Raw genomic sequence first — 25,172 nt, 5'->3', positions numbered from 1 at the left:
CCGAGGCGCTTGACCTCAGCCATCGGGGCTGGTCATCGCGTCAGTTGGCTGCGTCCTGAACCAGATCGGTCACAGTCACGCCGATCTTGGAGCCGCCCTCGAAATGGGAGCCTGTCTTGCGGCTCTCGAACTTCATGAGAGCGAGGGTCGCAGCCTCGGCGGGCAGCGCCACGTAGCCAACCTCGCTGACGAGTTCCTTCTGATTATCGGCATCGAACAGGAACGCCACGAACTCACGAACATGTTCCTTCGCGTCCGCCGCCTGCTTGGACACGTAATAGAAGAGCGGGCGGGTCAGCGGCTGATAGGTGCCGTCGGTGGCTGTCGCGATCGAGGGTTCCACGCAGGAGCCGTCCGCCTGCCTGATCGCGACGGCCTTCACCTTGCCGGCGTTCTCGGTGAGGTATGCCAGACCGAGGAAGCCGAGGGCATTCTTGTCGCCGATCACCCCCTGGATGGTGATGTTGTCGTCTTCCGTCGCCGTGTAGTCGCCGCGGCTGGAGTGTTCCTTACCGTTGATAGCCAGCGTGTAATAGTCGTATGTGCCGGAATCAGTGCCGGCGCCGAACAGGGCCAGACGACCGCTCGGGAAGCCTTCGCGGACCAGATTCCAGTTCTGGACCTTGCCCTGTGCCTCCGGTTCCCAGATTTTCTTCAACTCGGCAACGGAAAGGCAGGTAGCCCAATCGTTGCCCGGATTAATGATGGTTGCCAGAGCATCGACGGCCACCGGCAGCTCGATAAATTCGATGCCGCTTTCCTTGCAAAGCGCGATTTCCTCGGAGCGGATCGGACGCGATGCGCCGGTGATGTCGGTTTCGCCGCGACAGAATTTCTTGAACCCGCCGCCTGTGCCGGACGAGCCGACGGTAGCTAGGATCTTGCCTGACTGCTTGTTCTGAAACTCCTCCGCCATGGCTTCGGAGATCGGGAAAACCGTGCTCGATCCATCGATCAGGACGGTCGGCGCCTGCTGGGCGAAGGAAGGCGTAAGCAGGCAGCCAAGCATGAACGCGGCCGTTGCCGCCTTGATGAGCGACTTCGACGCGGGAGCGATGGGGTGGGTTCTGCTGGTCATGGCGACTCTCTTATGAACATGGGAAGGGGCGGCACCGACAGCGCCTATGCTTCACATAGTAATCACAGATGACAATTGTGTGTCAAATAAGTAATATCATAGTATCTGGATGTATTGATATATATTGAATGGCAATTATCTATGTGAAATACACATATAATCTGGCAGTTACATTTTTATTACCCGCATCCGACAGGGCTGGTTTGGTGAGGCGTTGCGTTTTCGATCGCGCCCCCGAGCGCCATCCGATGACGTTTCGTCGGATGGCGCAGCCACTTTCCCGATCGCGGGAAACCCGCGATCGCCCCTCTGCAATCGCCCTCCGTCAGTGCAACCCCGCAAGGATCGCCTGCGCACGGTTCACGACGGGCGCGGGCAACGGGATGTAGCCGAGTCCTTCGGCGAAAGTCTGGCCCTCTACCAGTCCCCAGCCGACGAACCGCTTCAGTCCATCGGCGACCTGCGGATCCTTGTTGGCCTTGCGCAACAAGGTCCAGCTATAGGAAACGATGGGATAGACCGTATCGCCCACGGGGTCGGGTATGATCTGACGTCCATCCTCCGGCATGCCATCAAGCGCAGAGGCAAGCGCTGCCGAGCCTGAAGCGCCGTCCGCACGAACGTACTGCCCGGCCCTGTTCTCGATCAGCGCAGACCGCAGGTTCAACTGTGCGGCGAAGGAATACTCGACATATCCGATGGAGTATTCCGCGATCGCGATCCGGCCTGCGACACCTTCATTGCCTGAAACGATCATCGCGTTGTTCGGCCAGGCGACGGTGGTGCCGACCTCCTTCCAGGCGTCGCTCACCGCAGCGAGATGGGTGGTGAAAGAGAAGGTCGTGCCGCTCGCGTCTCGCCGGGCAACGACAGCGATATTGCGCTTCGGAATGTCGACGCCCGGATTGGCGGCACGAATCAGCGGATCGTCCCACGTCTTGATCCTGCCGCTCATGATGCCGACGAGGGCTTGGCGGCTTAGCCGCAGATCCCCCGAGAAGCCCGGGATGTTATAGGCCAGAACGACCATCCCCGCGGTGGTCGGCACATGCAACACGTTCTCCGGCACGTTCGCGATTTCTGCATCGGTCATCGGGCGCTCGGTCGAGCCGAAAGCAACGCTCCCCTGCGTGAAGCGCCGAATGCCCTCACCACTGCCAACGCTCTTGTAGGTGACGGTGATGTCCGGGTTGGCCCGGTTGAACTCGGCCATCCACTCTTTGTAGAGATTGGAATGGAATGATGATCCGGCTCCATTGAGTTCAACGGCTCTCGCCTGTCCGGCAAGACAGAAGGCCGCTGCAAGCGTTGCCGCATAAAGCGCGTTCTTCGGGCTAAAGCTCTCCATGAACCATTCTCCAAAGCAGGATCGGGCAACGGTGACAGGCGTGCGCCTTGTTTGAACGAGATGGAAAAGTTTATTTCCGCTGATCATGATAACCTCTTGCTCTGTTGCAGAACACGAACTGACGCATTCTAATAATAAATATTTATTATATACACAATACATAATATTATAATAATATAAATATCGTTTTACTTGGATATATAGAAGAATTTCATCCATTATGGCGGTCTGATATGGTCGCTTGGGAGTTATAAACTGGACTATAGTCTTGACGTCCCGCACTTTCATGGGAGATGGAGCGAAGTCGACCAAGCGCGGCGATCCTGTTTGTCAGCGCAAGACGATCCAGAGTCTCAAGCGGAAAGCTCGTGAAAATAGAAATGCGCTGGGCAAGCATCTGATAGACTTCACACCGCGCCAACGCCCGCTCGGCGGTGTTGCCTTGAGCGAGCGTCGGGTCAGGGATACTCCAATGGGTGGTGATGGGATCTCCGGGCCAACTCGGACAAATCTCGCCCATTGTACGATCGCAAACCGTGAAAACGAAATCGAGTGCAGGTGCGGTGGACGTTGCAAAACTTGCCCAACTCTTTGTCCGAAGCGGCGTCGTGTCGTGTCCAAGCGAACCGAGGAGCAAGCGTGTGTCCGGATCGATTGCGGCCGCAGGATGGCTACCGGCGGAGAATACCTCGAACCGATCGTCCATGTCGCGGAGGATCGCTTCGGCCATAATGGAACGGCAGGCGTTCTCTCGGCAGAGGAAGAGGGTGCGGAACGGCTGGGACGGCATGGAAGTGGCTCCTCCTGTTGTTCGTTGCCCTCATTTCTACAACCATCGAAATGTCACATGCAACGATATTTCGAGAAATATCGATATTTTTCTTGCGCCGTTCATCAACTTCCGTTATTCGCGATAGATAGATATTTGCTCGATGCCCACCGAACGGATTGCACGATGACCGAAATCACGACGGACCAGTCACTTGCCATGCTGGCGGCGCTCGCCCAGGAAACCCGGCTCGAGGCGTTCCGGCTGCTGGTCGCCGAAGGACCGGATGGTTTACCGGCTGGCGACGTCGCGCGGATTGTCGGCGTTCCGTCCAACACCATGTCGACGCACCTCGCCATCCTCGAGCGCGCGGGACTGATCGCATCGCAGCGCTCCGGCCGCTCGATCGTCTACAGCGCCCGGCTCGATGCCATGAAGGCGCTGGTCCTCTATCTCGTGCAGGATTGCTGCAAGGGACAGCCCGGTCTTTGTGGCGAAGTGGCAGCCATGCTCGATCCAGCGTCGTCGTGTGCGCGACCGGAAACGCAGCACTGACATCCGGACCGGACAGCGGGGCCGAAGAACGCCCCCGATCGCGCCGTTCGGGCCCATATTTCGAAGAAGCTCGAAATATGACTTGACTCGATGAACGAGCGGAGGTTACCGCTATTTCCATGAGCATCGAAACAGCGGCAAAACAGCTTGAGGCCCTCGGGAACGTCACGCGCCTGCGCGTCTACCGGACGCTGGTGCGCGCGGGCGACGACGGTCTTCCCGTCGGCAGCCTGCAGGAGCGGATCGGGATTGCCGCGTCGACATTGTCCCACCACCTGCACCGCCTGATCTCGACGGGGCTCGTCACCCAGGAAAGGCAGGCAACGACGCTGATCTGCCGCGCGAACTATCCGGCCATGCACGGCCTCGTCGGCTTTCTGGTCGACGAATGCTGCATCGACGCCCGCTGCGCTCCACGAGAAAAGGCCGCCGCGCTCGCCTGAGGCGTTTTTTCTTCGCCAACTATTTCCATAATCCCGGAAGGATAAAATATGTCTGCGCCTTTTCCTTCTGCATTGCCGATCGCGGTTGTCGGCGCCGGTCCCATCGGGCTTGCGGCGGCCGCTCATCTCGTCGGCCGGGGAATGCCGGTGAAGGTCTACGAGGCCGGTTCAATCGTCGGCGAGAATATCCGCGACTGGGGGCATGTCCGCCTGTTCACGCCGTGGCGATATTGCGTCGATGCGGAGGCGGTGCGGCTCCTCGCGCGGCACGGCTGGCAGATGCCGGATGGGGAAATGGTGCCGACGGGTCATGAACTCGTCTCCCGCTATCTCGAACCGCTGGCGGCCACGCCGGCGCTGTCGGCTATCATCGAGACACGCACCCGCGTCACCGCGATCGCCCGCCATGGCATCGACAAGGTCGTCAGCCGCGGCCGCGACGGGCGGCCCTTCGTTCTCGTTGTCGAGACACCCGAGGGCGAGCGCCGCGATCTGGCGCGGGCGGTCATCGACGCTTCCGGCACCTGGGCCTCGCCCAATCCCCTCGGCGCCGACGGCATCGCGGCGACAGGCGAAGCCGCGTTCGCGGAACGGATCGCTTACGGCATTCCGGATGTGCTCGGGCGCGACCGGCCGCTTTATGCCGGCCGGACGACGCTGGTCGTCGGCGCCGGGCATTCCGCCGCCAATGTCCTGCTCGATCTCGACCGCCTGTCGAGGGAGGCACCGGAAACGGCGATCGTCTGGGCGACGCGGGGCGCGAATCTCGCGCGCGTGTTCGGCGGCGGCGCGGCCGATGAACTCCCCTCGCGCGCGGATCTCGGTACCCGTACACGCCGGCTGATCGAGCACGGCCGCATCCGGCTCGTTGCCGGTTTCGCGATCCGGCACGTGCGCGAGGAGGCCGGACGCCTGCTCGTCGAGGGGGAGACGGCCGACGGGCCGCAGGCACTTCCCCCGGTCGATCGCATCGTCGTCTGCACCGGCCAGCGCCCGGACCTGGCCATCACCCGCGAATTGCGCCTCGAACTTGATCCGGGGCTGGAGTGCGCGAGAAGGCTCGGCCCTGCCATCGATCCGAATCTGCATTCCTGCGGCTCAGTGCCGCCTCACGGCCACCGGGAGCTGTCGCATCCGGAAAAGGGCTTCTACACGGTCGGGGTCAAGAGCTACGGGCGGGCGCCGACCTTCCTGCTGCTGACGGGATACGAACAGGCCCGCTCGGTGGCAGCGGCGCTGTCCGGCGACCTTGCGGCGGCGGACGACGTCCGTCTCGTGCTTCCGGAGACCGGCGTCTGCACCACGCAGATTGCCGACGGACCGCCTGTCGCCGATGGACCATCTAGAGCAAGCTGCTGTGGCGGACCGGAAACGGATGATGCACCCCGGATCGTTGAAAGTGCCGATACGGCCTGCTGCGCCCGCGATCGTTGCTGTGCAGCATGACGGCCGGGGCGAATATTCCCGTGGCCGTGCCGTCGCGACGCCATGTCATCCCCGTCCTTGGGATGACGCAGATACTGGCGTGGGGCTCGTCCTACTATCTGCTCGCGGTGCTCGCCGCGCCCATCGCGGCCGACACCGGCTGGCCTCTTGCCTGGATCGTCGGCGGCCTGTCGCTCGGCCTTCTCACCGCAGGCATCGTATCGCCCCGCGTCGGCGGCAGCATCCAGCGTTTGGGTGGCCGCCCGGTGCTGGCGTTCAGCGCGGCCTGCCTCGGTCTCGGTCTGGCGGGGCTCGGGCTGTCGCCAAACCTGCTCGTCTATATCGCCGCGTGGCTGATCGTCGGCGTCGGCATGGGCGCGGGGCTTTACGACGCCGCCTTCGCCACGCTCGGACGCCTTTACGGGCTCAAGGCCCGCTCGGCGATTACCGCGCTGACCCTGTTCGGCGGCTTCGCCAGCACGCTGTGCTGGCCGCTGTCAGCCTGGCTGGTGTCCGAGCTTGGCTGGCGGGGCGCCTGCTTCGTCTACGCAGGCATTCACCTTGGCCTGCTGATGCCGCTCTACCTCTTCGCCCTGCCGCGCGAGCCCGAACGCCCCATGCCGGCGAAACCGGAGCAGGCGCAGGCCGCTGTCGGCTCCCCCGACGTCCAGACAGCACGCGCGTCCGGTTTGCTGTTCATCCTCGTCGCCCTGACTATCACGGTCAGCTCGATGATCTCGGCGCTGCTCTCGGTTCATCTGCTGACCATCCTGCAGGCCCGGGATATCGCCCTGGCCGCCGCCGTGGCGCTTGGCGCGACGGTCGGTCCCGCGCAGGTGGGGGCGCGCGTGATCGAGATGGCCATCAGCCGCTATCACCATCCCATCTGGACGAAGCTCGCATCGACGGTGTTCGTCGCCGCCGGTGTCGGCGCCCTGTGGGCCGGGCTTCCGCTGATCTCCGCCGCGCTGATCTTCTACGGCGCGGGAATCGGCATCGAGTCGATCGCGCGCGGCACGCTGCCCCTCGCCCTGTTCGGGGAGGAGCGCTATGCCGTCGTCATGGGACGCATCGCCATGCCGAGCCTGATCGCCCAGGCGGCCGCTCCGTCCGTCGGAGCGGTGCTCATCGATCGGTTCGGAGCGGATGCGACGCTTGGTATGTTGCTTGCCGTCGCGCTGACCAATGTCGCGCTGGTCACCGTCCTGTTCGCCATCCTGCCGACATCCGCACGCAGACATCAGCCCGCCTGATACGGCGCCGCCGATATGGCTTCGGCGAGCGCTTGCGCCAGGCGCGGCGTCATCTCTCGTGCCGTCCTTCCCGCCCCCAGGAGCGTGGCCGACGCTGCGCCCGTCCAGTTGCCGTAGCCGGCGAGCCAAAGGCGCGGTTCCTTGACCGCCCGCTGCTCCACGACTTCGATGCGCCCGTCGGGTTCGACGATGCCAAGGGGCTTCAGATGATCGGTCGCAGGCCGGAAGCCCGTACACCAGATGATCGCATCGACCGTGCTTTCGGTTCCGTCACGCCAGACGACGCCGCCCGGAATGAGGCGTGCGAACGGGCGAACGGCCTTGAGCACACCACGTGTCCGGGCTTCCTTCACTGGCGGCACCATGACGATATCGCCGATGGTCGTCGTCGAGGAGGCGTCGTCGATGCCACGCACGCGGGCGCTGGCGCGCTCGAACAGCACGCGCCCGTCGACATCGTCGGGCAGGAAGACGGGTTCCCTGAGCGTCATCCAGGTCGTCTGGGCCACCTCGCTCAGTTCCGCGAGAAGCTGCGCACCGGAATTCCCTCCGCCGACGATCAGGACGCGCTTCCCCGCAAATGCCGCGGGCGTCCGGTAATGGGCCGAGTGGAGCTGGACGCCTTCGAACAATTCGCGTCCGGGGTAGTCGGGCACGAAAGGCGCGGCCCATGTGCCGGTCGCACTGACCACCGCGCGAGCGGCAAGGCTCCCGCCATCACGGAATCCGATCCGGAGAAAAGTGCCCTCCCGCTCGACGGCTCCAACGGTCCGAGGCCGATCGATCGGGAAATCATAGCGCGCCTCATAGCGCGTAAGATAGGAGATCACTTCGTCTCGAGTCGGATATCCGTCCGTTGCGCCCGGCGGAAAGGGCCAGCCCGGCAGCGAACTGTAGGCCGCCGGCGAAAACAGATGTAGCGAGTCCCAGGTGTGGACCCATGCTCCGCCCGGCCCGTCACCTGCGTCGACAATGAGGAAATCCAGTCCGAGTCGGCGAAGATAGTAGGCGACGGCAAGCCCCGCCTGACCGCCTCCGACGACGATCACCTCGTGATCCGGCTTCGTCATGCCGACTTCTTCCGCGATGCGGTGGCGATGGACGACAGGTCGGTTCCGGCGTCTATCGGCTTGCCAGCTTCCTTGCGTTCGGAATAGCGATCGACGAGTTCACCGGCATGCGGCCGCAGAAGGATGGTGAAGCGGACGAGTTCCTCCATCACGTCGACAATGCGATCGTAGTAGCTCGACGGCCTCATGCGGCCATTCTCGTCGAACTCCTGAAACGCCTTGGCAATGCTCGATTGGTTGGGGATGGTGAACATGCGCATCCAACGCCCCAGCAGACGCAGCGCATTGACCGCGTTGAAGCTCTGGGAGCCTCCCGACACCTGCATCAACGCAAGCGTTCGCCCCTGGGTCGGTCGAATCCCTCCCATGCTGAGCGGCAGGTGATCGATCTGCGCCTTCATCAGGCCGGTCATCTGGCCATGACGTTCGGGACTGCACCAGACCATGCCTTCCGACCAGATCGCGTGCTCGCGCAGCTCCCTGATGGCCGGATGGTCGTCGTCGGCAACCTGGTCGGGAAAGGGCAGATCGCCAGGATCGAAGATGCGAGTCTCCGCCCCGAAGAACGCGAGAAGCCGAGCCGCCTCTTCCGTTGCCAGCCGCGAATAGGAGCGCGGACGCAGCGAACCGTAGAGCAGGAGGATACGCGGCTTGCTATCGCCCGGACCCAGACCGATGCCCGGACGACGATGCGCGAAGCGGCGATCGAGAGCAGGCAGATGGTCGGGTTCGGACAACGTACGCAAACGCATGATTCTCTCTTTCTATTGTTTCACCGCCGCGACGGGCGCCGGTGCGGTCGTCGGAAACAATCGTTCCCCAAGCCGCAGCGCCACATGGACCAGCAGGATCAGCACCGGCACCTCGACCAGCGGACCGATCACCGCGGCGAAGGCAACCGGCGATGCGAGCCCGAAGGCCGCGATCGCCACCGCGATCGCCAGCTCGAAATTGTTGCCGGCGGCGGTGAAGGCGATCGCCGTGGTGCGGGGATAATCGGCTTCGATCAGCTTGCCCATGAAGAAGCTGATCAGGAACTGGACGATGAAGTAGATCGTCAGCGGGATCGCGATGATGACAGCGTCGAGCGGCAGGCGCACCACATCGCCGCCCTTGAGGCTGAACATCGCGACGATGGTGAAAAGCAGCGCCGCCAGCGTGATCGGGCTGATTTTCGGCAGGAAGACGTTCTCATACCAGTCGGCGCCCTTTTTCGCGACCAGGATACGGCGGGTCAGGAATCCGGCCAGAAACGGAATGCCGAGATAGATCAGCACCGCTTCAGTGATCGTCCAGAATCCGACATCGACGACGCTGCCTTCAAGTCCGAACAGCGGTGGCAGCACGGTGAGAAATATCCAAGCATAGGTCGAGAAGAACAGGATCTGGAAGATCGAGTTGAAGGCGACGAGACCGGCGACATACTGGTTGTCGCCCTTGGCGAGCTGATTCCAGACCAGCACCATGGCGATGCAGCGCGCGAGGCCAATCAGGATGAGGCCGGTCATGTACTCCGGATGGTCGCGCAGGAAGATGACGGCGAGCGCGAACATCAGCGTGGGGCCGATGATCCAGTTCTGCACCAGCGAGAGCGCGAGCACGCGCTTGTCGGCAAAGACGCGATGAAGTTCCTCGTACTTCACCTTGGCGAGCGGCGGATACATCATCAGGATCAGCCCGATGGCGATCGGGATGTTCGTGGAACCGACCGACAGCGCGTTGAGCTCATCGGGCAGGCCGGTGAAGACGGTGCCGAGAATGACGCCGAGCGCCATCGCGGCGAAGATCCAGACCGTCAGGTAGCGGTCGAGAAAGGACAGCCGCGAGGCCGGCCGAACAGTGGTTTCCATGGGGGAAGCTCCTGGCACGTCAGACGAGCCTGTTGCCGAGTGCGTCGACAACCTTCTCGCCGTCCTCTTTGGTGAACGCGCCGCGTTGCGGGGGAAGCAGGTCGAGCACCGCTTCCGAAGGGCGGCAGAGCCGCACGCCCTGCGGGCTGACGACGATCGGACGATTGATGAGGATCGGATGCTTTTCGATCGCATCGAGCAGTTGGTCGTCGCTCAGCGCTGGGTCATCGAGGCCCAGTTCCGCATAGGGCGTGCCTTTCTCCCGCAGGATATCGCGCACCGTCAGCCCCATGCGCGCGATGAGCTGGACGAGCAGCGCGCGCGACGGCGGCGTCTTCAGGTACTCGATCACATGGGGCTCGATGCCTGCATTGCGGATCATGGCAAGCGTGTTGCGCGAGGTGCCGCAGTCGGGGTTGTGGTAGATGATCACGTCCATGGCTGACCTCATGCGATATCAGCGCGGAAATCGGTCGCACCTTCGATGCGACCGATTTCCGTCACTTTGGCCTTGAGCGATGTGCGGTCGAGACTCTCGATCGGCAGTGCGGCAAAAATGGAGATCCGGTTCTTCAGATAGCGAAGCGCCGTCACGAAAGCGGTCCGCTTCTCGATGTCGGTTCCCTCAACTGCAACCGGATCCTCGATGCCCCAATGGGCGGTCATCGGCTGTCCGGGCCAGACGGGGCAGACTTCGCCGGCAGCGTTGTCACAGACCGTGAATACGAAATCCATCACCGGAGCGTCGGGCTGACCAAACTCGTCCCAACTCTTCGAATGCAATCCCTCGGTCGGGTACTCGAAGCTCTCCAGCGTCTCCAACGTCAAGGGATGCACGTCGCCCCTTGGATGACTGCCCGCCGAGAAGGCATGGAAACGGCCTTCCCCATCCTTGTTCAGGATGCTTTCGGCGACGATGGAACGGGCGGAATTGCCGGTGCAAAGAAAGAGAACGTTGAATACACGGACTTGCAAGGACGGCTCAAGCATGGGCGTTTTCCCCAGTAGTTGAAAGGCAGCAGGAGGACAGGGCCGAGATGGCTGGCGTACACACCTCCGGATGGCCCTGGCAGCAATCGCGCATGAGAAACTGGATGAGGCTGGAAAGCGCCGGATAGACGGCGCTGTAGATGATCAGCCGCCCCCCCCGGCGAGACCGGGCGAGACCGGCATGTTCGAGGTGGCTGAGGTGAAACGACAGGCGCGAGGAGGACGCGCCTCCCAGCGCCTCGCCGATGGCCCCTGCGGGCATACCCTCGGGACCGGCAGCCACTAGCAACCGGACGATACGCAGCCGCGTCTCCTGCGAAAGGGCGCCGAAAGCATCGAGGGCTTGCTTTTCTTCCATTGTTCCACGCCTCAATTAATGTTGAGATATTGGGTAGCAAATGCGCGGGATCGAAGCAAGGGAAATCCCTTCGGTAAGTGCATGAGAAGCGATTCGTAGCGGAAGTTTTACCTGCTGGCGGTGGGGAGCGGGGCGCGCTGCATCATGGCTACAGCAACCGAAATGAATGGCAATCAGGTCGATGCATAAAGCCACATTATTTCTGGAAATCCAGATTTCCAGAAAAATGGCAATTTGTTATGTTATTGTCGTCATTCGCGAGCAGGAGTCTCCCGCAGCCACGAAATCGGAATGCAGCAGCAAATCGGAACCTCTGACGGAGTTATCATGCCTCGACTCTTCATTATCGGCGGAAGCGATGCCGGCATTAGCGCCGCCCTTCGAGCACGCGAACTCGCTCTAGATTGGCATGTCACAATTGCCACTGCAGACCGTTATCCGAACTTCAGCATTTGTGGCATCCCGTACTTCCTCAGCGGTGAGGTGGAAGAAGCTACCAACCTTGCTCACCGCAAGGCTGCCGACATCGAAGCGCTCGGCGTCGAGCTGCTGCTGGACCATGCGGTGGAAGGCATCGATCCTGCCAGTCATCAGGTGACGACCCGGGACAGCAGCGGACGCATAGTCGAACACCGTTATGACAAGCTTGTCATCGGCACAGGAGCGACATCGATACGGCCGCCGCTTCCCGGCCTTGATCTGCCGGGAGTTTTCCTGCTGCGATGGATGGACGACACTTTCGCCTTCGAGAAGCACCTGGAGGAAGCCAAGCCGCGGAGCATCGCCATTATCGGCGGAGGCTATATTGGGCTTGAAATGTCCGAGGCGCTTACGCGGCGCGGCATTGACGTCACGGTGGTGGAAATGGCGCCGAGCGTCATGACGACAATCGACTCCGACCTGGGGCAGAAAGTCGGTGAGGAACTCCGGCGCAATGGAATTCACATCGCCGCTGGTCAGGCTATTTCGTCGATTTCGCGGGATGGCGTGGGACTGCGCCTGGATGGCCCGAACGGCTTCTCGCTGCCGACGGACATGGTTCTTGTCGCCGTCGGCGCCCGGCCGGAAACGGGGCTTGCGGAGGCGGCAGGCATCACCCTCGGGTTCAAGAAAGCCCTGCAGGTGAACCGGCGGATGGAGACCAACATCCTTGATGTTTATGCGGCGGGCGACTGCGTCGAAACATGGCATCGGATCACCCGGGCGAACGCCTACTTGCCTCTCGGAACGACCGCGCACAAACAAGGCAGGATTGCCGGCGAGAACGCAGTCGGCGGCGACCGGCAGTTCGAAGGCAGTCTCGGCACCCAGTCGGTTCGCCTGTTCGAGTCCGTCGTCGCACGCACCGGCTTTCACGACCGGGACGCGGCAAACGCCGGATTTGATCCGCTTTCCGTCGACTCCGTCGTATGGGATCACAAGGTCTACTACCCCGGCGCCAGGGAGATGACGATCCGGGTGACGGGCGACCGTTCGACACAGAGACTGCTCGGAGCGCAGATCATCGGGCACTACGGGACCGAGGTTTCCAAGCGCATCGACATATTTGCGGCCGCCATTCATCACGGGATGAGCGTCGAGGCGGCAAGCGATCTTGACCTCAGCTACACCCCGCCCTTGAGCAGCCCGTGGGATCCGGTCCAGATGGCAACCCAAGCATGGAGTGCCGCCCTTCGCAGCGGATGAAAATGACACGTCGTCAAAGTCTTTTTGAGCAGGCGTATTACGCAACCGAAGCTGCCTCGACCGTTGGAGAGGCAATTGTAAGCCTGTCAAAAATCTACAACATCGATTTTGTAACATATCACTTCGCCCAGACCATTATCGATTCAGTAGACTCCCCGTTCGTCCGGACTAATTATCCTGATGAATGGGTTTCACGTTACTTGTTGAATGGGTATGTCAAGGTTGATCCAATTGTAAAGGAGGGATTTTTACGACAATTACCGTTCCACTGGCGCGAAATCGAAATTCCACCTGACGCCTATGATTTTTTTCAAGATGCACAACGTCACGGAATCGGAGAGAATGGATTTTCAATACCTATTGTTGATAAAGTACGACGTCGCGCCTTGCTATCGATGAATAGTATGAAGGCGCCATCCATCTGGAACAGAACAGTAAATCGCCATAAGGAAGAATGGGTGGAGCTTGCATTACTCGTTCACCAGAAGGCCGTCCTTGAGCTGTATGGTGAACGAGATCCTGCACCGTCTTTGAGCCCGCGCGAACTGGAATGCCTTCATTGGACAGCACTTGGCAAAGGATACAAGGAAATCGCGCTCATACTTGGCATATCCGATCATACAGCGCGGAGTTACCTGAAATCAGCACGAATCAAGCTTGGATGCGTGACAATTTCATCTGCCGCGACGCTCGCATTGCATCTGCGCCTCATTACTTTGTGATCCTATACCCTCATATGAGGGTACTCATATGAGGGAATTTCATCGCGAACTTTCATACTGCATTGTTTATCCACCAATCACCGGTTGGAGGATATGATGTTTATTGTCATCCAGAAGAATGAATACAATAAATACGCCCACCTTATCGATCAATCATTCCGTCTTAGAAAAAGGATATTTGTCGATCAACTGAGATGGAAAGTGGAGGTTACAGGTCCATACGAGCGCGACAGTTACGATAATCTTGGGCCTGCCTATCTCATTTGGTGCGACGAACAAGCCGATCATCTCTACGGTAGCGTGCGCCTGTTACCGACGACCGGTCCGACTCTTCTATATGACGTATTTCGGTCGACCTTCCCTGACATCTCCCTTATCGGACCCGGGATCTGGGAAGGGACAAGAATGTGTGTTGATGAAACTGCAATTCTCGCCGATTTTCCGGACCTCGATCCGAGACGCGCTTTCAGCATGCTACTTCTGGCGCTATGTGAGTGTGCACTTCATTACGGAATACATACCCTAATTTCGAACTACGAGCCCCACATGCGGAGAATCTACCGACGCGCGGGCCTCAAGTTCGATGAGATCGGGCATGCGAACGGTTTCGGCCGTTTTCCGGTGTGTTGCGGCGTATTCGAAGTGTCAGCAGCAACAAGGCATCGGATGAGGCAAGCGCTCAAGCTTTCAGATTCGCTCTACGCACCCCAGCCGGTCATCCGCAGTTACAATGCCGGTCAAAGCTCGCTGGCAATGCACGACGAGCTGACTTAGGCGCTGACCCATTTCGGGGGCGTGCAATAACTTGTCAAGCGGGCGGTGTCGTATATCCCCTGACAGCCAGCCGTTGATACTGAGGTCGTAAAAGGACAGCAGTTGCACGCGATCGTTTGTTTCTCGAAAGGACTGAATCGTTCTCCAAACGAATTGAGTATCGAATCAGCTCAACAGTTCGTTCTCGAGAGCTATGTTTCGCGAGCCTCGAACGCCCGCTTGCATGGCCATCCACTATTGTAGAGGCTGAAGATGTGGACGAAGCACTCGGACATCGAAGTACGTCATCTCCGATATGTTATCGCGGCAGCCGAACATGGAAGCTTTCGGCTGGCTGCCGCAGCCATAGGTGTGCAAGTGTCAGCAGTGAGCCGACGCATTCGGGATGTAGAGGATAACATTGGTGCTGCGCTATTCATCAGGCAGTCGAATGGGGTACGTCTGACATACGCCGGTGAGCTTTTCCTACAACGGGCGAGGCGCGCCATGAAGCATATCAAATCTGCGGGAAAAGATGTCGCGTCTGCAGGCCAGGGAGATGAAGGAAGGATACACGTTGGAATTTCAGTGTCCCTTGCTTCAAATTTTATGACAAGCTTAATCGAAAATTATACTAATAGTCATCCGAAAGTGCGCCTTGAGTTCATTGAAGGCACTCCGTTAGAGCACATCCAAGCCATACGCACACATCAGTTGGATGTCGCATTTCTTACTGGATCACCGCATGTCAGCGGCTGCGAGACTAGGCAGCTATGGAGCGAACAGGTTTTTGTTGCAATGCCCGAGGATGACAACCTAGCTGTGCATGAAAGCATCACTTGGAGAGAACTGCAAGGGCGGCGGTTTGTAGTTTGCGAGACGTGGCCAGGCCCTGAAATCCATGATTTTCTAATAAAACACCTGTCGGAACCGGGGCATCAACCATCAGTTAAGGTGCAGGCGGTTTATCGAGACAACCTCATGCAAATGGTCGCTAGTGGTGGAAATCTGACTCTGGTCAGCGAGGCGGCTACCGCAATGCTTTTTCCGGGCGTGCTATATCGCCAACTTGCAAGCGAGACGGTTCCGTTTTGCACAGTATGGTCGCCGACAAACGACAATCCCGCATGCCGGCGCCTTCTCAGCCTTGCCCGCACTCTCTCAGACGAACAGATTGCCACTGGTAAGTAGCTCCTACCTCGGCCGTGCTAGTATTCTTGTATCATGATGCGCAGGATATTGCAGGATCTCTATTCAGAGGATCGTTTCGCCCTGCTGAATCCCTTGTCAGTGGCCATGAACTGCTGAAGCATTGGGACGATGAGCTTCGCCGGATCATACGGCGCAACCTCACCGGCGTTTCGGGCGAGAATTTCGGCATACACTACAAGGTCTCGATGGAGTGATGCGGGCAACTCCACCGTGACCTTCACGGGTTTGTCGTCGGCGAGGGGACCAAGTTTCAGTTTCGCCATGATCAGCCCCTGTAGGGTTCGAGGACAAGATCGCGGGTAACGACCACGCGGACGGGGAAGCCGGGCCTGATCGTCAGCGTCGGCGCGACATTGAGTTGGCGGCGGACGATTTCCTGACCGGCATCGTTGATCGTGTCCTGTGCGCCGTTACGTATGGCTCGAAGCAGCCTGTCATCGTCGTCGACGGCCAGTTCCGTCCCGACCGCGAGCAGGGTCGAAAGACCGGCGGCCTTGGCGATGTCCCACCAATGGTAATCGACGCCATCCTCAAGCCCCGCGTAGCCCTGCGTGTCGGCGCCGGGCTGGCGTTCCAGCACGATGGAGCGGCCGTTGGGCAGGATGATCCGGTTCCAGACGAGCAGGACGCGGCGCTGCCCGAAGCCGACGTCGTTGCTGTATTCGCCGATCAGGCGAGCGCCCTGGGGCACGAGCAGGATATTGCCGGTCGGGCTATCGTAGATGTTTTCGGTTATCTGGGCGGTGATCTGGCCGGGAAGATCGGAGCGGATGCCGGTGATGAGCGCGGCCGGGATGACTGAACCTGCCTGAAGCACATAGGGCGATGCCGGGGGGGCGACGCGATCGGGGGCGACCGTGCGTCGATCGACAGCCGCATTGAGGAAGGCCAATTGCCGATCCTGCGCGGTGGGTATTCCGGTCTGGCCGGCAAGGCCGAGTCCGGCGAAGCTCGGGTTCGCACCGCCGGCGAGCGTGCCGGTGGCCGCACCTGGACGGGCCTCGGTCTGGAAGAAGACACGGCTCAGGCGTGCGGCCTCTTCCTCGGCAAGCCGCCGCTGTTCCGCCTGATCGACGGCGGGGGTCGTCATGGGTGGCGGAGCGACGGGCTGGCCCCGGTTCTGTGCGTCGAGGATCGGCCCGCCCAGGTCTCCCGGCAGCGGCGGCCCGAGCACAGGGCCGGTATAATCGCGCGGCAGGCCGGCAAGACCATCGGCCGTTGGCCTATTCTCTGTGGAATAGAGTTCCTCGCCGCCGGCTCCGGGATCGCGGGTCTGGAGAGCATAGATCAGCGCTCCGCCGATGCCGAGGCCGGCGACGACGCCAAGGCCGGCCAGCACCTTGCGCGACAGGCGGGTGACGCGCGGCGCTTCGGCGCGCAGGCGCATGGCGGAGGCTGAATCGCTTGCGGCGCCGGTCAGCGGCACGCTGTCTTCTGGCGTGTTCTCGGTATCGCTCATGACGCGGGCCTCCCGTCGGTGCGCACGATCCTGACGGTCTGCTGGCGCTCGCCACTGCCGAGGCGCAGCTCAGCGGCCGCGAAGATGCGATCGACGATCAGGATATTCTGGTGGATACGGCTGTTGACGATCTGCGCCTCGCCCTCCGGGCCGAGGACGAACAGGGGCGGAAGCTCCCCCTGCGCGATGCCGCGCGGGAAAACGATATAGACTCGGCGGCCGTCGTCATAGACCGCGACCGGCCGCCAGGGCGGCGTGGCGCCCGTGAGGTTGTAGCGGTAGTTACGCGCCGCGGCGGCTGGAATGATCGGGGTGGCGGGCGCTGCCTGACGCTGGGACGCGGGAGGCGTCGGGTAGGCCCAGGCGATGGCCGGCATGTAGGGGGTCTCGCCCGAGCGCAGCTCGATCATGTAGGTGCGCCGGTCAGTAGTGATAACCAGATTGGTCGAGATGTCGGCGCGCGTCGGTTTGACCAGCACATGCACGCGACGGGTCACGCCCGAACCGCTCTCGGTGTCGCCGATGATCCAGCGAGCGGTGTCGCCGGCCGCGATCGGGCCGGCACCGGTCAGGTTTTCCCCCGGCTCAAGCGCGATATTGGTGATCTGGCCGGGCGCCGCATAGACCTGATACAGTGCGCCTTCGCTCCACGGGTAGATCTGAATGGAATTGTAATAACCCTCGCGGCGCGGCTCGACACGGGCGGCGGCATTAGCGTTGGTGACGCGGCCGGCCGGGGTGCTTGCGGCATTGCCGCCCCGGCTCGGCGTCCAGGCGGGCGGAACATGCAAGGGGCGCGGCCGCTCGTCGGTGACGGCGGCGGGCACGGCCGGCAAAGGTGGCACGTCCGCGTCGTAGCTGATCTGCGGCGGCTTGTAGGTCGCGCAACCGGCCAGCATGGATGCGGAAAGAAGGACAACCGCGATCGCGGATTTGCGTAAAGCCGGAAATGCGGATTGGCGGAACATCGCGCTCATTGGCCCAACTCCCGCGACCAGTTGATGGCGTTGACGTAGATTCCCAAGGGATTCGTCCGGAGCCGCTCGGTATCGCGCGGGGTCTGGATCACGATGGTCAGGATCGCGGTCCAGCGCTCGGTTCGGGAGAGCTGGCCGTTCTCGTAATGGCGTTCCGTCCAGGCGATCCTGAACGAATCCGGCGAGGCGCGGATGACGCTGGAGACCTCGACGGCAACCTGCTGGCGACCGACCTTCGTGAACGGATCGTTGGCGCGGGCATAGTCGTTGAGCGCTGCCGCCCCGCGATCCGTGGTCCATTCATAGGCCCGGAGCCAGTTCTGGCGGACGATGATGGCGTCGGCCGGGATGGCGCGGACCTGCTCGATGAAGCGGCCGAGATGCCAGGCGATCTGCGGATCGGTCGGGCGGTAGTCGGCCGTGGCGGGGGCGACGGTCTGCGCCTGGCCGAGCCGATCGACCTGAACCACCCAGGGCACGACAGTCCCGTGCGCCGACTGCCAGACAAGGGCTGCGGCGAAGCCGGCGGACAGGATCAGGCTGCCGAAGGCCATGTATCGCCAGTTGCGGGCCTGAACCCGCGCCGATCCGATGCGGTCGTCCCAAGCCTGTGCTGCACGCTGATAAGGTGTTTCCGGTTCAGGTGTCTTGCCGTAATGCGCGGCGGGTCGTTTGAAGAAGCTCATGAGCGGTCGCTTTCGGAGAGATTGACGGAGGAGCCGGAGCCATGGCTGTCGCCGGAACGGACGGCATGGGCGGCAGAGCTGATGCCGTGGCTGATCGCCTGACTGCGCCGCATACGTTGCGCCCAGGCGGGCGGGCCATCAGCGGGCGCCGGGGAAGCAGGGGATGCACCGGCTGCGCTGGCGACGGTGCCCATGGTCGAGGTGCCGCCCGTCGCGCTGAACCCTGCCTTCGCGCCATCGAAGAAGCTGGATTTGACACTTTCCGCGGCACGGCTTGCTGCGCGCTTCAGGGGCGAGACGGCCGCCGATCCGGCCGCGCGCGCAACGCCGCCGAGACCGGAGGCGACACCGGCTGCACCGGATTGGCCCATGGAACCGAGACTGTAGGCGGTCGACGTCGCACCGGCGGCAGCCGCACCGCCCCGGACGGCCGCAGCTCCACCGGAGAGTGCGGCCGCTCCACCTTTTGCGGCGAGCATGGTTGCGCCACCGGCCGCGACGGCCGCCCCGCCGACCGCAAGGCCGGTGCCGACGGCCGCGCCAGCGCCAAGCTGAGGGCCTCCGGAAACGATGCCGTTCGCAATTCCTGGCCCGAATATTCCCAATCCGACCAGCGACAGGGCGGCCAGCACGATCGCCATGGCGTCGTCAATGGTCGGCGTCGCGCCACCGGAGCCAGCGGTGAACTGCGAAAACAGTGTCGAGCCGATTCCTATGATTACGGCCAGCACCAGAACCTTGATGCCCGAGGAGATCACGTTCCCCAGGACTCTTTCGGCCATGAAAGCCGTTTTCCCGAAGAGGCCAAACGGAATCAACACGAATCCGGCGAGAGTGGTGAGCTTGAACTCAATTAAACTGACAAATAGTTGGATCGCCAGAATAAAGAAGGCCAACAAGACCAAGGCCCAGGCGAATAACAAGCAAGCGATCTGGATGAAATTCTCGAAGAACGCGATCCATCCCATCAAATCGCTGATGGATTCCAGCAGTGGCCGTCCGGCGTCGAGGCCGACCTGCGCCACCTTTCCGGGGCGCATGAGGTCAGCGACCGAGAAGCTGGTGCCCGAGCCTTTGAGGCCAAGGCTGGCGAAGCTCTCGAAGACGATGCGGGCGAGATTCGACCAGTTGCCGATGATGTAGGCGAACATGCCGACGAACAGGGTTTTCTTCACCAGCCGGGCGATGATATCGTCATCCGCGCCCCAGGCCCAGAACAACGAGGCTAAGGTGACGTCGACGACGATCAGGGTGGTGGCGATGAAGGCGACTTCTCCGCCAAGCAGGCCGAAGCCGGAGTCTATGTAGGATGTGAAAACCCCGAGAAACGAGTCGATTACGCCGGTGCCGCCCATCGGATCACTGTCCTTCCGCGGTCTGTGGTGCGGCGGGTGCAGAGGCCCGGCCGAGGAAGCGGTCGCGGCTCTCGGCCCAGACGCGCAGGCATTCGGGGTCGCTTGCGGCCGCTTCGCCGAGACGCTGGCACCGACGCTGCTTCTCGCGCAGTGGATCGCGCGCTGGTTCGGCGGAAACGGCCGAGCGGGGCGTCGGCGGCTCCTCCGTGCGGGTCATCTCGATCGCCGTGGCGGTGATGGCGATGGCGACGAACACGACCGCCGCGAGCCGGGCCAGCATCTTGCCGTCCATAGGCGCCCCTCCGTCGGTCAATTGCCGTTGTTGAACATCTGCGCATTGCCTGGCTGATACCCGCTGCCCGGCGTTAGGAAGCGGCGGCGCTGCTCGCGGCCCTGTTCGGCGGCGGCGGTGCGTTCGGCCTCGGTGAGCGCTTCGGCGCGGCCATTGGCCGAAATCAGCGCGATCAGGTCGGAAAGCTGTTGCGCCTGAAGGGCCAACAATTGATTGCCGGCCTGAGTGGCTTGCAGCGCTCCGGTTGCGCCTTGGCTCTGGCCGACGAGCGCATACATCTCGGCGCGGTTGGTCTCGATGTTGCCCACGACGCCGGCCTGAACGCGGAGAGCGTCTCGAAGGCCGCCGACCGTGTTCTGCCAGCGCGAGCGGGCGTCGGCGACGAGCTGCTGTTGGCTCGTCGTCAGCGAGACGTTGCCATATTGCTGCTGGAACGCCTGGTCGATCTGCTGGACGTCGAAGGCGATATTCTGCGCCTGCTGCAGAAGCTGCTGTGTGCGCTGAACGGACTGCTGGAGCTGCTGGAGCGAGGAATATGGCAGGCTCGCCAGATTGCGGGCCTGGTTGATGAGCGATTGCGCCTCGTTCTGAAGCGACTGGATTTGGTTGTTGATCTGCTCCAGCGATCTCGCGGCCGACAGGACATTCTCGATGTAATTCCTCGGATCGAACACGATCCAGGCAGCGGAAGCCGGCGGCGCCAGAACCAGCGAAGCCGGGCCTGAGAGGGCAAGAAAAGATGCGGCAAGCAAGGCCGCGCGGGAATGACGGGTTTTCATGATGAAGTCTCCTTGTCGGGCTGGGGGATGAGATTTGCGAGGTCGGGAATGAGGTCCGCGGCCCAGTCGACGCCGCGCAGGCGAAGCCAGGCGGCTAGGAAGCCGTCCCGGCCGTGCTCGGCGAAGACGCGGGCGATGGCGGACTGGTCGGATTTCGAGGAGGCGGCCGTGAGCGCCAGCCCGACTTCGGACAGGCCCAGCTCGAACAGACGATTCCCGCTGCGGCTCTGGCAGTAGTAGTCTTTCTTCGGCGCGGCCCGCGCGAGGATCTCGATCTGCCGTGCGTTCAAGCCAAATCGCTGATAGATGGCGGTGATCTGCGGTTCGACGGCACGCTCGTTCGGAAGAAGAAGCCGTGTCAGGCAACTTTCGATGATCGCGGGGGCGATGGCAGAATTGTCGATGTCGGACAGCGACTGCGTGGCGAAGATGACCGATGCATTCTTCTTGCGCAGGGTTTTCAGCCATTCCCGCAACTGTCCGGAAAAGGCTTCGTCGTCCAGCGCCAACCAGCCCTCATCGATGATGAGCAAGGTCGGCGAGCCGTCGAGCCGGTCGCCGATGCGGTGGAACAGATAGGACAGGACGGCCGGCGCGGCGCCTGTGCCGACTAGCCCCTCGATCTCGAACGCCTGCACCGACGCACTGCCGAGGTGTTCGGTTTCGGCATCGAGCAGGCGGCCGTAGGGACCGCCGACGCAATACGGGCGCAAGGCTTGTTTCAGGTCGTTCGATTGCAGCAGCACCGTCAGGCCGGTGATGGTGCGTTCCTCGACCGGCGCCGAAGCGAGAGAGGTCAGCGCCGTCCAGATATGTTCCTTGACATCCGGCGTGATCGCGATGTTCTCGCGGGTCAGGATGGAGACGATCCAGTCGGCCGCCCAAGCGCGTTCCGGAACATCATGGATGCGCGCAAGCGGCTGGAGCGAAACGGAAAATGCGTCTCCCTCGGTGAGATCACCTCCAAGATCATGCCAGTCGCCGCCCATGGCGAGGGCTGCGGCCCGGATCGAGCCCCCGAAATCGAAAGCGAAAACCTGGCTCCGCTCATAGCGCCTGAACTGGAGCGCCATGCAGGCGAGCAACACACTTTTGCCCGATCCGGTCGGGCCGACAACAAGCGTATGCCCGACATCGCCGACGTGAATGGAAAGCCGGAACGGGGTGCTTCCTTCGGTCTTGCCAAAGAGCAAGGGCGGCGCACCGAGATGGCTGTCCCGTTCCGGCCCCGCCCACACGGCACTGAGGGGGATCATGTGGGCGAGATTGAGCGTCGAGATCGGTGGCTGACGGACATTGGCGTAAACATGCCCCGGCAGTGAGCCGAGCCAGGCATCGACCGCATTGATGGTTTCCGGCATCGCCGTGAAATCGCGGCTCTGAACTGTCTTTTCGACAAGGCGGAGCTTTTCGTCTGCCAGACGGGGATTGGTGTCCCAGACGGCGATTGTCGCCGTGACATAGGCCATGCCGGCATAGTCGGCGCCGAGTTCCTGAAGCGCGATGTCCGCATCGGCCGCCTTGTTCGCGGCATCGGTATCCACGAGGACGGACGCCTCGTTGGTCATCACTTCTTTTAAGATGGCGGCGATCGACTTGCGTTTCGCAAACCACTGGCGACGGATGCGGGTGAGCAGCCGGATGGCGTCGGTCTTGTCCAGCAGGATCGCGCGCGTCGACCAGCGATAGGGAAAGGCGAGCTTGTTCAGCTCATCGAGGATGCCGGGCGTGGTTGCGGTCGGAAAACCGACAATCGTGAGAATGCGCAGATGCGTGTTGCCGAGGCGCGGCTCCAGCCCGCCAGTCAGAGACTGATCGGCCAGGAGGGCATCGAGATACATCGGCGTCTCGGGAACGCGGACGCGGTGCCGGTTGGTGGAAATGGTTGAGTGTAGGTAGGTCAGCGTCTCGCTATCGTCGAGCCAGTGGCATTCCGGCATGAAGCCGTCGAGCAGCGCCAGCACGCGATCGGTGCGATCCGTGAAGCCGCGCAGGGCCTCGAACGGATCGACGCCGCCTTGCTCGCGGCCCTCGTAGAGCCAGCTTTCGGCGCGGGCAGCATCTTCGGCTGGTGGCAGCCAGGCGAAGGTCAGGAAGTAGCTGGATATATAGTGCGTGCCGGCTTCCTCGAAATCGGCCTTCCTCTCTGCATCGACCAGCGCCGACGCGGCATCGGGAAAACGACTGTCCGGGTAGCTCGCGGCCTCGTAGCGCTGCGCCTCGACAAAGAGGCTCCAGCCGGAACCTAGACGGCGCACGGCATTGTTGATGCGGCCGGCCGTGCCGACCAACTCGGCGGCGACGGCGCTGTCGAGATCAGGCCCGCGGAACCGCGCGGTGCGCTGGAAGCTGCCGTCCTTGTTCAGAACAACGCCCCCGCCGACCAGCGCGGCCCAAGGCAGATAGTCGGCCAGCCGTGCGTTGCGATTGCGGTATTCGGCAAGGTTCATCATCGACAGACTCCTTCAGACCGTGAGGTGGCCGGGGATGCGCAGGTGTCGCCTTCCCACTTCCACGAACAGCGGATCGCGCTTCGCGGCCCAGACTGCCGCGAAATGACCGATGGCCCAGATGGCGAGGCCGACCAGCCAGAGGCGCAGGCCGAGGCCCACAGCCCCGGCGAGCGTGCCGTTCATGATGGCGATGGAGCGCGGGGCGCCGCCGAGCAGGATGTGTTCGGTCAGCGCGCGGTGAACCGACACCGTGAAGCCCGGCACCTCGTCGAGTTGTTCGAGACCGCCCGCCATCAGACCAGCGCCCCGCCACCGAACGAAAAGAACGACAGGAAGAAGCTTGAAGCGGCGAAGGCGATGCTGAGACCGAACACGATCTGGATCAGCCGCCGGAAGCCGCCGGAGCTGTCGCCGAAGGCCAGCGTCAGGCCGGTGACGATAATGATGATGACGGCGATGATCTTGGCGACCGGCCCTTCGATTGACTGAAGGATGGATTGCAGCGGCGCCTCCCACGGCATGGATGAGCCGGAGGCATGGGCCGCCGGCGCGAACATGAGGCTGACGGTCATGGCGGTCGCGGCCGTCGCCATGGCGTTGCAGCCGCACGAAAGGGTTCGAATCATGATTGTTCTCCATTGGGGTTTGCGGGTGGGATCGCGGGGGCGATGCGGTAGTCGGCGTCCGGCCCGAGCCCTTCTACGCGGGCGAGTTCGGAGAGCCGGCGCGCGGGGCCGCGACCGGATAGCACGGCAACGATGTCGATGGTGTCGGCGATGAGCGTCTTCGGGACGGTAACGACGGCTTCCTGGACGAGTTGTTCCAGCCGGCGCAGGGCGCCGATCGCCGTGCTGGCGTGGATGGTGCCGATACCGCCGGGATGGCCGGTGCCCCAGAGTTTCAGCAATTGAAGGGCTTCGGACCCACGCACCTCGCCAACGATGATGCGGTCGGGCCGGAGACGCATGGAGCGGCGGGAGAGATAGAGAAGATCGGCGATAAAGTCCTTGGTGCGCATAGGCACCTTGTTTTCGGATCGGGATTGCAGCTCACGCATATCCTCGACGATGAGAAGGCGGTCGGGGCTTTTGGCAACCTCGTCCAGAAGTGCATTGACCAATGTCGTCTTGCCGGTGCTGGTTCCGCCGGCGACGAGGATGTTGGCGTGGCCGACTATGGCTCCCCGCAGCGTCTCTGCCTGATCCGCCGACATGATGCCGGCGGCAACGTAGTCGTCGAGGCTGAACACGGCGACCGCTGGCTTGCGGATCGCGAAAGCGGGAGCGGTCACTACTGGAGGCAACAGCCCCTCGAAGCGTTCGCCAGTTTCCGGCAACTCGGCCGAAAGCCCTGGCGCTCCGGAGTGAACCTCCGCACCAACGTGGTGGGCGACCAAACGGATGATGCGTTCGCCGTCAGACGGGGACAGACGCTCGCCCGTGTCGGACATCCCTCCCGACAGGCGGTCGATCCACAACCGGCCGTCGGGATTGAGCATCACCTCGGCAACGTCCGGGTCGTCCAGAAACCGGACAATGGCGAGGCCGAGTGCGGTGCGCAGCATCCGCACGCTGCGAGCCAAGCCTTCCGAATTGTGATGCGAACCTGCCATCCGATCCCCGTTCCTGGCCGGGGAAGATCAGACAGTCCCCGGACGGG

General features: G+C 62.2%; 28 protein-coding genes and 1 pseudogene. 9 read left to right on the top strand and 20 right to left on the bottom strand.

Going from position 1 to position 25,172, the window contains the following annotated elements; genetic code table 11:
* Nucleotides 1-40: 40 nt before the first annotated feature.
* From ACOYJQ_RS02795 to ACOYJQ_RS02785, 3 genes are all read right to left on the bottom strand, one after another.
* Nucleotides 41-1,078 carry a PstS family phosphate ABC transporter substrate-binding protein gene (locus ACOYJQ_RS02795; RefSeq protein ID WP_183754333.1) on the bottom strand — a complete coding sequence of 346 codons (1,038 nt, stop codon included), beginning with the start codon at nt 1,076-1,078 and terminating at the stop codon, nt 41-43.
* A 325-nt stretch (nt 1,079-1,403) separates the two neighbouring features.
* Entirely contained in the window at nt 1,404-2,513 is a 1,110-nt protein-coding gene (gene pstS, locus ACOYJQ_RS02790; RefSeq protein WP_377590811.1) for a phosphate ABC transporter substrate-binding protein PstS, read from the bottom strand.
* A 124-nt stretch (nt 2,514-2,637) separates the two neighbouring features.
* The gene (locus ACOYJQ_RS02785) at nt 2,638-3,216 is read right to left on the bottom strand and encodes an arsenate reductase ArsC (protein ID WP_183754329.1); all 579 of its coding nucleotides are present in this window, start codon (nt 3,214-3,216) and stop codon (nt 2,638-2,640) included.
* 165 nt (nt 3,217-3,381) lie between these two features.
* Here ACOYJQ_RS02785 and ACOYJQ_RS02780 point away from each other — a divergent pair, with 165 nt between their 5' ends.
* The 4 genes from ACOYJQ_RS02780 (at nt 3,382) to ACOYJQ_RS02765 (ending at nt 6,871) form a co-directional block, all read left to right on the top strand.
* Nucleotides 3,382-3,750, top strand: a complete 369-nt coding sequence (locus ACOYJQ_RS02780; RefSeq protein WP_210281741.1) for an ArsR/SmtB family transcription factor — start codon at nt 3,382-3,384, stop codon at nt 3,748-3,750.
* A 119-nt stretch (nt 3,751-3,869) separates the two neighbouring features.
* Nucleotides 3,870-4,193, top strand: a complete 324-nt coding sequence (locus ACOYJQ_RS02775) for an ArsR/SmtB family transcription factor (protein WP_183754327.1) — start codon at nt 3,870-3,872, stop codon at nt 4,191-4,193.
* Between the two features lie 48 nt (nt 4,194-4,241).
* The gene (locus tag ACOYJQ_RS02770; RefSeq protein WP_183754325.1) at nt 4,242-5,639 is read left to right on the top strand and encodes an NAD(P)-binding domain-containing protein; all 1,398 of its coding nucleotides are present in this window, start codon (nt 4,242-4,244) and stop codon (nt 5,637-5,639) included.
* A gap of 62 nt (nt 5,640-5,701) precedes the next feature.
* Complete coding sequence (locus ACOYJQ_RS02765; protein ID WP_183754382.1) at nt 5,702-6,871, top strand: MFS transporter; 1,170 nt, start codon at nt 5,702-5,704, stop codon at nt 6,869-6,871.
* Here the strand turns inward: ACOYJQ_RS02765 and ACOYJQ_RS02760 are convergent.
* From ACOYJQ_RS02760 to ACOYJQ_RS02735, 6 genes are read right to left on the bottom strand one after another with little or no spacing between them, the layout of a single operon-like run.
* Complete coding sequence (locus tag ACOYJQ_RS02760; protein WP_183754323.1) at nt 6,859-7,941, bottom strand: ArsO family NAD(P)H-dependent flavin-containing monooxygenase; 1,083 nt, start codon at nt 7,939-7,941, stop codon at nt 6,859-6,861. The genes ACOYJQ_RS02765 and ACOYJQ_RS02760 overlap by 13 nt on opposite strands.
* Nucleotides 7,938-8,693 (bottom strand): arsenical resistance protein ArsH, encoded by a 756-nt coding sequence (gene arsH, locus ACOYJQ_RS02755; RefSeq protein ID WP_183754321.1) that lies wholly within the window; start codon nt 8,691-8,693, stop codon nt 7,938-7,940. The genes ACOYJQ_RS02760 and arsH overlap by 4 nt, the downstream gene beginning before the upstream one ends.
* 12 nt (nt 8,694-8,705) lie before the next feature.
* Entirely contained in the window at nt 8,706-9,791 is a 1,086-nt protein-coding gene (gene arsB, locus ACOYJQ_RS02750; protein ID WP_183754319.1) for an ACR3 family arsenite efflux transporter, read from the bottom strand.
* Between the two features lie 19 nt (nt 9,792-9,810).
* Nucleotides 9,811-10,230 carry an arsenate reductase (glutaredoxin) gene (gene arsC, locus ACOYJQ_RS02745; RefSeq protein WP_183754317.1) on the bottom strand — a complete coding sequence of 140 codons (420 nt, stop codon included), beginning with the start codon at nt 10,228-10,230 and terminating at the stop codon, nt 9,811-9,813.
* An 8-nt stretch (nt 10,231-10,238) separates the two neighbouring features.
* Nucleotides 10,239-10,781, bottom strand: a complete 543-nt coding sequence (locus ACOYJQ_RS02740) for an arsenate reductase ArsC (RefSeq protein WP_183754315.1) — start codon at nt 10,779-10,781, stop codon at nt 10,239-10,241.
* Complete coding sequence (locus ACOYJQ_RS02735; protein ID WP_183754313.1) at nt 10,774-11,139, bottom strand: ArsR/SmtB family transcription factor; 366 nt, start codon at nt 11,137-11,139, stop codon at nt 10,774-10,776. The genes ACOYJQ_RS02740 and ACOYJQ_RS02735 overlap by 8 nt, the downstream gene beginning before the upstream one ends.
* A 291-nt stretch (nt 11,140-11,430) precedes the next feature.
* Here ACOYJQ_RS02735 and ACOYJQ_RS02730 point away from each other — a divergent pair, with 291 nt between their 5' ends.
* From ACOYJQ_RS02730 to ACOYJQ_RS02710, 5 genes and pseudogenes are all read left to right on the top strand, one after another.
* The gene (locus tag ACOYJQ_RS02730) at nt 11,431-12,825 is read left to right on the top strand and encodes an FAD-dependent oxidoreductase (protein WP_246375048.1); all 1,395 of its coding nucleotides are present in this window, start codon (nt 11,431-11,433) and stop codon (nt 12,823-12,825) included.
* On the top strand, nt 12,822-13,547 hold the full coding sequence (locus tag ACOYJQ_RS02725) for a helix-turn-helix transcriptional regulator (protein ID WP_183754311.1): 726 nt from the start codon (nt 12,822-12,824) through the stop codon (nt 13,545-13,547). Before ACOYJQ_RS02730 ends, ACOYJQ_RS02725 begins: the two co-directional genes overlap by 4 nt.
* A 96-nt stretch (nt 13,548-13,643) precedes the next feature.
* Nucleotides 13,644-14,321 carry an acyl-homoserine-lactone synthase gene (locus tag ACOYJQ_RS02720; protein WP_183754309.1) on the top strand — a complete coding sequence of 226 codons (678 nt, stop codon included), beginning with the start codon at nt 13,644-13,646 and terminating at the stop codon, nt 14,319-14,321.
* Between the two features lie 252 nt (nt 14,322-14,573).
* Nucleotides 14,574-14,768: pseudogene (locus ACOYJQ_RS02715) on the top strand (helix-turn-helix domain-containing protein); the annotation flags it as partial.
* A 39-nt stretch (nt 14,769-14,807) separates the two neighbouring features.
* Nucleotides 14,808-15,491, top strand: a complete 684-nt coding sequence (locus tag ACOYJQ_RS02710) for a LysR family substrate-binding domain-containing protein (RefSeq protein WP_246375052.1) — start codon at nt 14,808-14,810, stop codon at nt 15,489-15,491.
* Nucleotides 15,492-15,550: 59 nt separating this feature from the next.
* On the opposite strand, the gene ACOYJQ_RS02705 is transcribed toward ACOYJQ_RS02710, so the two are convergent.
* Genes ACOYJQ_RS02705 through trbB form a run of 11 tightly spaced genes read right to left on the bottom strand, consistent with a single transcriptional unit; the run spans nt 15,551 to nt 25,125 of the window.
* Nucleotides 15,551-15,775, bottom strand: coding sequence for a DUF2274 domain-containing protein (locus ACOYJQ_RS02705; protein ID WP_183754304.1), 225 nt, complete (start codon nt 15,773-15,775; stop codon nt 15,551-15,553).
* A 2-nt stretch (nt 15,776-15,777) separates the two neighbouring features.
* On the bottom strand, nt 15,778-16,971 hold the full coding sequence (locus ACOYJQ_RS02700; protein ID WP_183754302.1) for a TrbI/VirB10 family protein: 1,194 nt from the start codon (nt 16,969-16,971) through the stop codon (nt 15,778-15,780).
* Nucleotides 16,968-17,948: a P-type conjugative transfer protein TrbG gene (gene trbG, locus ACOYJQ_RS02695; RefSeq protein WP_183754300.1), complete on the bottom strand. Its 981-nt coding sequence runs from the start codon at nt 17,946-17,948 to the stop codon at nt 16,968-16,970. The genes ACOYJQ_RS02700 and trbG overlap by 4 nt, the downstream gene beginning before the upstream one ends.
* Nucleotides 17,945-18,634: a conjugal transfer protein TrbF gene (gene trbF / locus ACOYJQ_RS02690; RefSeq protein WP_183754297.1), complete on the bottom strand. Its 690-nt coding sequence runs from the start codon at nt 18,632-18,634 to the stop codon at nt 17,945-17,947. The genes trbG and trbF overlap by 4 nt, the downstream gene beginning before the upstream one ends.
* Nucleotides 18,631-19,989: a P-type conjugative transfer protein TrbL gene (gene trbL, locus ACOYJQ_RS02685; RefSeq protein WP_377590812.1), complete on the bottom strand. Its 1,359-nt coding sequence runs from the start codon at nt 19,987-19,989 to the stop codon at nt 18,631-18,633. The genes trbF and trbL overlap by 4 nt, the downstream gene beginning before the upstream one ends.
* A 4-nt stretch (nt 19,990-19,993) precedes the next feature.
* The gene (gene trbK-alt / locus ACOYJQ_RS02680) at nt 19,994-20,281 is read right to left on the bottom strand and encodes a putative entry exclusion protein TrbK-alt (RefSeq protein ID WP_183754295.1); all 288 of its coding nucleotides are present in this window, start codon (nt 20,279-20,281) and stop codon (nt 19,994-19,996) included.
* 17 nt (nt 20,282-20,298) lie between these two features.
* Nucleotides 20,299-21,060 carry a P-type conjugative transfer protein TrbJ gene (trbJ, locus tag ACOYJQ_RS02675; protein WP_183754294.1) on the bottom strand — a complete coding sequence of 254 codons (762 nt, stop codon included), beginning with the start codon at nt 21,058-21,060 and terminating at the stop codon, nt 20,299-20,301.
* The gene (gene trbE / locus ACOYJQ_RS02670; RefSeq protein ID WP_183754293.1) at nt 21,057-23,513 is read right to left on the bottom strand and encodes a conjugal transfer protein TrbE; all 2,457 of its coding nucleotides are present in this window, start codon (nt 23,511-23,513) and stop codon (nt 21,057-21,059) included. The genes trbJ and trbE overlap by 4 nt, the downstream gene beginning before the upstream one ends.
* Nucleotides 23,514-23,525: 12 nt before the next feature.
* Nucleotides 23,526-23,807 carry a VirB3 family type IV secretion system protein gene (locus ACOYJQ_RS02665; RefSeq protein WP_183754292.1) on the bottom strand — a complete coding sequence of 94 codons (282 nt, stop codon included), beginning with the start codon at nt 23,805-23,807 and terminating at the stop codon, nt 23,526-23,528.
* The gene (locus ACOYJQ_RS02660; protein ID WP_183754290.1) at nt 23,807-24,139 is read right to left on the bottom strand and encodes a TrbC/VirB2 family protein; all 333 of its coding nucleotides are present in this window, start codon (nt 24,137-24,139) and stop codon (nt 23,807-23,809) included. The genes ACOYJQ_RS02665 and ACOYJQ_RS02660 overlap by 1 nt, the downstream gene beginning before the upstream one ends.
* Nucleotides 24,136-25,125, bottom strand: a complete 990-nt coding sequence (trbB, locus tag ACOYJQ_RS02655) for a P-type conjugative transfer ATPase TrbB (RefSeq protein WP_183754288.1) — start codon at nt 25,123-25,125, stop codon at nt 24,136-24,138. Before trbB ends, ACOYJQ_RS02660 begins: the two co-directional genes overlap by 4 nt.
* Nucleotides 25,126-25,172 lie beyond the last annotated feature (47 nt).

It is taken from the genome of Pseudochelatococcus sp. (genome assembly GCF_050946405.1).
Taxonomy (GTDB): Bacteria; Pseudomonadota; Alphaproteobacteria; order Rhizobiales; family Beijerinckiaceae; genus Pseudochelatococcus.
Note: the sequence above shows the minus strand (reverse complement) of the source record. Positions and strands in the feature narration are given on the sequence as shown.